Source organism: Acinetobacter sp. ABJ-A23_2, assembly GCF_044538765.1.
GTDB classification, from domain to species: domain Bacteria; phylum Pseudomonadota; class Gammaproteobacteria; order Pseudomonadales; family Moraxellaceae; genus Acinetobacter; species Acinetobacter nosocomialis_A.
Window position 1 is genome coordinate 1 of record NZ_JBIUCP010000084.1, and the last position, 7182, is coordinate 7182.

The following is a 7182-nucleotide window of genomic DNA, read 5'->3' on the forward strand; positions in this document are numbered from 1 at the left end:
TTTGCTTTATTAAAAGGTTTAACTAGATAGTCCAATATAGTTTTTTCTCCTGTTTTAATATCTACAGTCGCTACCATACCCGGTGTAATATTAAAATATTTTCCATTCTTATTTGTTAACTTATCAGAGTCTGTAAGGATATAAACTCTATAGTAAAACTGGTCTTGTTTAACTTCATCACGTAATGTATCTGGAGAAATAACAGTAACTTTTCCTTTTAAACCACCATAAATAGAATAGTCATAAGCAGTAATTTTAACTAAAGCTTCTTGACCAGGTCTAATAAAAGCAATATCTCTTGGTGATATACGTGCTTCAATTAGTAGTTTTTCATCTAAAGGCACTATCGTCATCAACTTCCCATTTTGAGAAATAACACCACCAATTGTCATAACATCAATTTCTTTAACAATACCTCGAACTGGTGACTTAAAAATCGCCCGCTTAAGCGTATCAGATTTACCCTTTACAACTTGAGATTGGGTTTCAATATCCGTATTTGCTTTTGCTAATTCTTCACGAGACTTAACCAAATATTGGTTTTGAATATCATTCATCTGATTCAGCAAATCATTTGCTTGGCGCTTCAAACGTAATACCTCAACCTCACTGGCCGCTCCCTTGGCAACTAGTGGTTCCGTCATTTCCAATTCTTGTTGCACTAAAACTAGAGCTTTTTTTAATCCTGCTAGAGACTGTTCCAGATTTGAACGTCGAGAGTAATAAAGAGCCGTTTCTTCATTTACAAGTGCTTGCTCTTCTAATACCTCTTTAGGAAATGTCAAATTTGTCCCATTTACTTCAGCACTTAAACGAGCAGCTGTTGCCTTAGCAGAAAGGAGCAACGATTTGGTCTCGCCAACATTTGATGCAAATCTGGTTGGATCAAGTTGTGCAAGGCTTTGCCCCTTTTCAACAATTTCACCCTCTTTAACATTGAGTTTAGTTAAAATTCCACCTTCTAAAGATTGAATAATCTGCTCTTTTGATGAGGGGATAACTTTTCCAGTTCCTGTCGAAACTTCTTCTAATTTAAATAACCAAGCCCAAACGAGTAAAGCAAAAAGCCCGAAACAAATAATCCATATAAAGATACTAACTTTAGGTAAAGGATGTCCTAGTCGTTTATTTTTATTTGAACTGGTCCAATTTATTTGGTGGGAACTCATTATTCGACTCCTATTTGTTGCTTAGGTTGTGATAATTTCAGAACCTGCTCTTTAGGGCCATCCATTACAATTTTTCCATTATTAACAACAATGACTCGATCAACTAACTCTAATATTGCTCGTCGATGAGTCGCAACAAGTAACGTTTTCTTACCCAACCAACTCTGAAGCTGTTCAATAAATTGCTTTTCAGAAACATCATCGAGAGCCGCTGTAGGTTCATCTAGTAGTAAAACATTCGGTTTTCGGATTAATAACCTAGCCAGTAATAAGGCTTGTTTCTGCCCGCCCGAGAGACCTGCTCCACCTTCCAAAATCTGATAGTCCAAACCCTCTTTTTTCTCTTGTAGAAAATCTAAAGCACCTGTTAGATTTAATGCATTCAAAATATCTAAATCAGTGGCTAAAGGTGCCCCTAATTTCAAATTTTCTCGAATTGATCCAAAAAATAAGTGAGAATTTTGGTTTAAAAGACCAATATCACGACGAATATCCAGCGGATCAATTAAACCTAAAGCGACATCATCCACCTTGATTTGACCTTTTACAGGTTCTTGCATGCCCGCCAATAACTGCAGCAAGCTGGATTTCCCTGCACCATTACGTCCTAAAATTGCGATTTTCTCTCCAGCTTTAATAGTAAGCTTCGGAATTAGTAATATTGGCTTGGCATCAGTTTGGCTATATCTAAATTCGACTTGGTTTAACTCATACTTTCCAAATAATGCTGGTCTATGAATCAGATGTGCATGAGGGGGTTGGTCAACTGGCTTTTTCATAAGTTCATCTAAACCAGTTTTAGCAACTTTAGCTTGTTGTAAACGCCCTAATACTCCTGATATTTGTGCAATCGGTCCTAACATTCTAGATGAAAGAATTGAACAAGCCACCAAAGCACCTGTTGTCATTTCTCCCTTCATCACACTAAAACAACCGACCAATACAACAATAGCAAAAGCCAAACCTTGTATTTTTTGAGTCCATGCCATCATGACGCCAACCAATTTACGTTGTCGCATTGAAATATCAGCCGATACTTCATTCATATGATTCCATTGATTTTGGAAACGGGATTCGGCTCTTAACAACTTTATGTCTTCAATTCCTTGGACAGATTCAACCAACATTGCATTACGTATGGCACTTTCTCGCATTCCCTCAGAAGCTAATTTGGCCAGTGGTTTTTGTATTAAAATGCCAGGAATAATCATTAGTGGCACTACTATCACCATCACCCAAAACAAGTTGCCGCCAATTAAGCAAAAAATAACAAGAAATAAAAAGAAAAAAGGCAGATCAGCAATTGCTGATATTGTAGTTGATGTTACTAAGTCCCTAACACCTTCCAGTTCTCTAATTTGTGAAATAAAAGTTCCGGTTGATTTAGAGCGCTCTTTATTTTTAATTCTTAAAGCATGGCCAAATACTAAATCTGAAATGCTTAAATCAGCACGCTTTCCTAAAATGTCAGATAAATAAATACGAGCTACGCGCAAGCAGAATTCAAATATTGCTGCTATTAATACCCCTCCAGCTAATACCCATAAGGTTGGGACCGACTGAGCTGGAATAACTCGGTCATAAACATTCATAGAAAAAATGATTGTTGCTAAAGCCAAGATATTTGCGACTAATGAAGCAAACATAATGTCTATATAACGTTTCCAATCTCGTAAAATAATTGCCCAGAACCAACTAGCCTCATATGGCTTTATATATTCATCAATACGAGCATCTGGCAAAGACTTTTCAGGTCTTAAAATATAAATATTAGTTACATTTGATTTAAGCACATCGAACGTAAATACTTGTGCTAAACCTTGATCACCATTTACTTGAACACTTACATTTTGATTTGCATCAATTTTCTCTAATACACCTACCTGTCCCTCTTTCATTTCAATAATTACAGGTAAATGCCATGGACTAATTTCGTCTAAATTGAATTTTGCTTTACGATAATTCATTCCAATTTGGCGTGTTGCCAATGTTAAGACGTCTTCTATTGTTTGATCCTGATTCCAATCAAATTGAAGTCTAAGGTTCTCTTCAGATGGATCGATCAGATAATGTTTAGCAATCACTAAAATGGCATGAAGCCATGGCTGATAATTAATTACATTGCTCATGGCTGAATCTGAAACCCTTGGATAGAAGTATTATTTAGATGATATAAATCTCGTGAGCGGCCAGTTATTTTAATAAACTGTACTAAATTCGAATAAATATCATATTTAGCTGTCTCTATTTCTTGAGCTGCGCTATGAATGGCTTGCTCAGAATTTAAAAGATCGACAACGGACCGCGTACCTAATTTATATTGCTCTTGATATAACTCTTTTGTACGTGTCGTAGACTTTTGACGTTCTCGAAGAACTTGAATTTGTTTTTGCTTATTTTCTATCTCTTGGCGAATAAGGTGAACTTGATCTGAGATATCTAAATATACGGTGTTTAACTCCGCTTTTGCTGCTTCTTCAGCATAACTAGCAGCACGCTCTCTGGAACGAATTGCTCCCCCTTGAAAGAAATTACTCGTTGTTTCGAGCATTATTGAATTATAAAAGCCATCATCTTCATTATTATTCGGATTTTTACCATTTAATGCCTGACTTAAATTTCCTTTAATACTTATAGTTGGATAATTACTTAATTTTGTTTGTTCCTTCTGATATTTGGCAATTTGAATGGCAGCTTGTGCAGCTAACATTTCCGGAATTAATGTAAATTTTGTTTCATCATAAAGACCTGCATTTTTAACTAAATCTTCAGGAATATTAATTTCTACATTTGAAACATCGTATCCCAATAAATTACGTAATTTTTGTTGATACTGTTTAAGTTGAGTTTCCTGAACAATTTTATTTGATTGAGCAGCTTCTAAATTCGACTGTGCTTGTACTGGATCAGCCTGACTACTAATACCTGCATTTGCACGTAAATTTGCAATTTCAGCAATATGTGCTATGCCATTAATCTGCTGATTAGCTATATGTATAATTTCTTGATAACGTTTAATATTAACAATAGCATTTGCTGTCTGGTAAGCAATATCATCAATACTTGTTAAAGCCTTTGCTTGGTCTTGAAATAATCTAGCTTTTTCAACGTCTACAGAACTTTTAGTTTTTCCAAAGTCATATAGCATTTGAGATGCTGAAATCGTAAAAAGTTGTCTTCCTCTCTCTCCTGAAGTTAAATCCGCTGTAGTAATTCCACCTGATATTTGAGGATAATATGCAGCTTTAGCCACATCAATACTCGCATTTTGTCCAGCAATTGTGGCTATACTCTGGGTAATTTCTGGACGACGCTGTAAAGCTTGATATATGGCCTGAGTAAAATCTAGATGTTGGTGCGCCCATCTTAAATTTTCATTTGGAGTTTGCATCATGAAATTCTTCTCTGGTATTTTTGAAGAAGTCACTACTGGTAGAGTATCGAAGGTTAATCGGTCATCTAAGTTAAAATCACTTAACTTTTGAATACTTACTTTTTGAAAATCATTTTCTGTTTCCTTTCCTAAATATTGACTCAAATGATTCTTTGCAGTATTTAAATAGTTTTTAAATGTATCTGCATGAGCTTGCGTTATAAAAAGAAAGAAAGGAGAAAATAAAATCCACCCTAATATTGATTTAATGAAAGGCATCTTAAAATATCTGAATGAAATCTATTACTTATTGACCACTCAATTAAAAGACATATTAAAATAAAATAATATTTCTTTTAACCGACCTAAAATAAAAGCAAAAAGCGGTTATAAATCTAAGATCTATAACCGCTTAATTTAATTAGCCAATAACAATCTGATTATTATTGAGTAAATCTTGCAAACTTAAACCAGCTTTATTTTCAATAATTAATAAATCAGACATAGTATGAGTTCCATTACTACCGTCACGATCTACCTGAACTATGGCATTACCATTACCATCATTAACGACAGTAATGTAATCATCTAAATTACTCTTATCTGCTAATAGACCTTCGAAGAAATTTGTTCCAAATTCAATTTTGTCATTAGCTTCGTAATCCACCCAAGTATCAGTACCATTTCCTCCTGTGGCATCAGCTGCATTTAATACATCATATACAATGGTATCTTCACCTCGACCAGTTGAAATAATATCGTTGCCTGAACCACCATACACAATGTCGTTACCAGCACCAGCAATGATAATGTCATTTCCAGCACCACCGTAAATCGTGTCATTTCCGCCTTTAGTTGCGGGATCAGCTGCATCTGCCGCAACAAAATCATGAAAATTCTCTTTTACATAATCATAAATATCTTGCTGGCTTGGTTCAGCACCACCTGTAACCTCTGCTTTTAAGTATGCTATTAATTTTGAATAACCCGAATATTTAGGATACTGAAGAGGATCATATCCAGCCCACGTCAAATGATCTGTATTTATCGCATCACCAAATAAGACATCATCTCCAGCACCACCTTTAACAATGTCATCTCCAACATTAGCTGGTGCAAAGTTTTCGGAGCCACCAATTAAGTAAGCTATCAGTTTGCTAGCATCGCCTATCGCATGAGCATCACCATGATTAGTACTAGACCAGTTCGCTATCTTGTCGCCATTTATATCAGTGTTATCAAAACGAGAAACTGCTTCTTGCACCCCTGTCGCTGTACCAACTCCTACAGCAAAAACTTTACTCATGTCAGCTAATTGCGCAAACGCTGCATCATAGTTAGCATAATCTGTAGCCGTTGGATTTGCACCAGTTCCATTATAAGTATTCGGTTTGCCATCTGTCAGGAAATAGGTCTGATTTTCGTAGCTTGTATTAGCAGCAATTGAGCCAGTTTCCAAACCTATTGTACTACCGTCAAACCAACTTTCTGCTTTTGTCCAGCCTCTATTCGGGTTAGTACCGCCAGCAGCAGTTAATCCGTCAATATAGTTAAATATATCTTGCAGATTATCTTTACTTACGGTCCATGACTTATTGTAGTTATTACCTGCATAGCCTGAGCTAGAGAAAGAGGCTAGCTGTAAATTAATAACACCATCATGCATAACCATTTGCTGAATAAAGGCTTTCAAACCAACCTTAGCAATTTGAAGACGGCTTTGTTCACCATTTGTTGGATTCGAATCAGAGGCTAATCGATAATTCATACTTCCAGATAAATCTAGAACTATTGAAACATTATAGTCTTGGCCAGCAACGAAATTCGTTTTTAATCCACCTGTATCACCAGCTAATAAATCATTTTCTGATGTCCCAGTAACAGCGTCATTTCCATTTGTTACACCATTAGAAGAATCACCTTTTACGACAGCTTCAACTGTTTCAGTATCTTGAGCATTGATGTCTTGACCGTTACGATCATGCGTATCAGCAACTACTGTAACTTTAGATCCTTCTAAACCTGTGGCAATACCATCACTAGCTACCAATTTATATTGATAATTACCATTTGAATCAGTTTGAACGATTCGCTCAATTTGAATTTCTTCTCCATTTCCATCATAGCCCTGAATAGTCAAAGTCACGTTACTACCTGGTGCAACATCAGTCGTTCCACCAGTAATATGACCCTGAGTATCCACATCAACTGTGATTGAACCATCTACTCGGTCTAAACCACCTTGGTCTGGTGTATCCGGATTATTGTCATGATCCGTCTTCACAAGACTATCTTCTGCATTCACCGGTGTACCATTACGGTCAACCGCGTCTGCTTTCACTGTTAACTCGCCATCAGCAAAGCCTGCTGGCACTTCTGCTGTATAGCTACCATAAGGATTAACAGTAGCAGTGACTTGTTGCTCAAGTGGGTTACCCGCCTGATCATGACCTGTGATGGTTAAGGTGACTTGACTACCCGGTGCAACATCAGTCGTTCCACCTGTGATATGACCCTGAGTATCCACATCAACTGTAATTGAACCATCTACTCGGTCTAAACCACCTTGGTCTGCCAGACTGTCTTCTGCATTCACCGGTGTGCCATTACGGTCAACCGCGTCTGCCTTCACTGTTAACT

Annotated in this window: 4 protein-coding genes; all 4 read right to left on the bottom strand. The window is 36.6% G+C overall.

From position 1 onward, the window contains the following. A partial coding sequence (locus ACH63V_RS17655) for an HlyD family efflux transporter periplasmic adaptor subunit (RefSeq protein ID WP_396464263.1) occupies nt 1-1169 on the bottom strand: 1169 nt, incomplete at its 3' end. Next, the gene (locus tag ACH63V_RS17660; RefSeq protein WP_396464265.1) at nt 1169-3298 is read right to left on the bottom strand and encodes a type I secretion system permease/ATPase; all 2130 of its coding nucleotides are present in this window, start codon (nt 3296-3298) and stop codon (nt 1169-1171) included. The genes ACH63V_RS17655 and ACH63V_RS17660, both read right to left, overlap by 1 nt. Continuing rightward, nucleotides 3295-4821, bottom strand: a complete 1527-nt coding sequence (locus ACH63V_RS17665) for a TolC family outer membrane protein (protein ID WP_396464266.1) — start codon at nt 4819-4821, stop codon at nt 3295-3297. The genes ACH63V_RS17660 and ACH63V_RS17665 overlap by 4 nt, the downstream gene beginning before the upstream one ends. 142 nt (nt 4822-4963) lie before the next feature. Continuing rightward, nucleotides 4964-7182: type I secretion protein (locus tag ACH63V_RS17670; protein WP_396464267.1), on the bottom strand; the 2219-nt coding region annotated here is incomplete at its 5' end.

Coding starts and splice junctions, on each gene's coding strand:
- ACH63V_RS17660 (WP_396464265.1), bottom strand. CDS start 3,298: ATGAGCAATGTAATTAATTATCAGCCATGGCTTCATGCCATTTTAGTG.
- ACH63V_RS17665 (WP_396464266.1), bottom strand. CDS start 4,821: ATGCCTTTCATTAAATCAATATTAGGGTGGATTTTATTTTCTCCTTTC.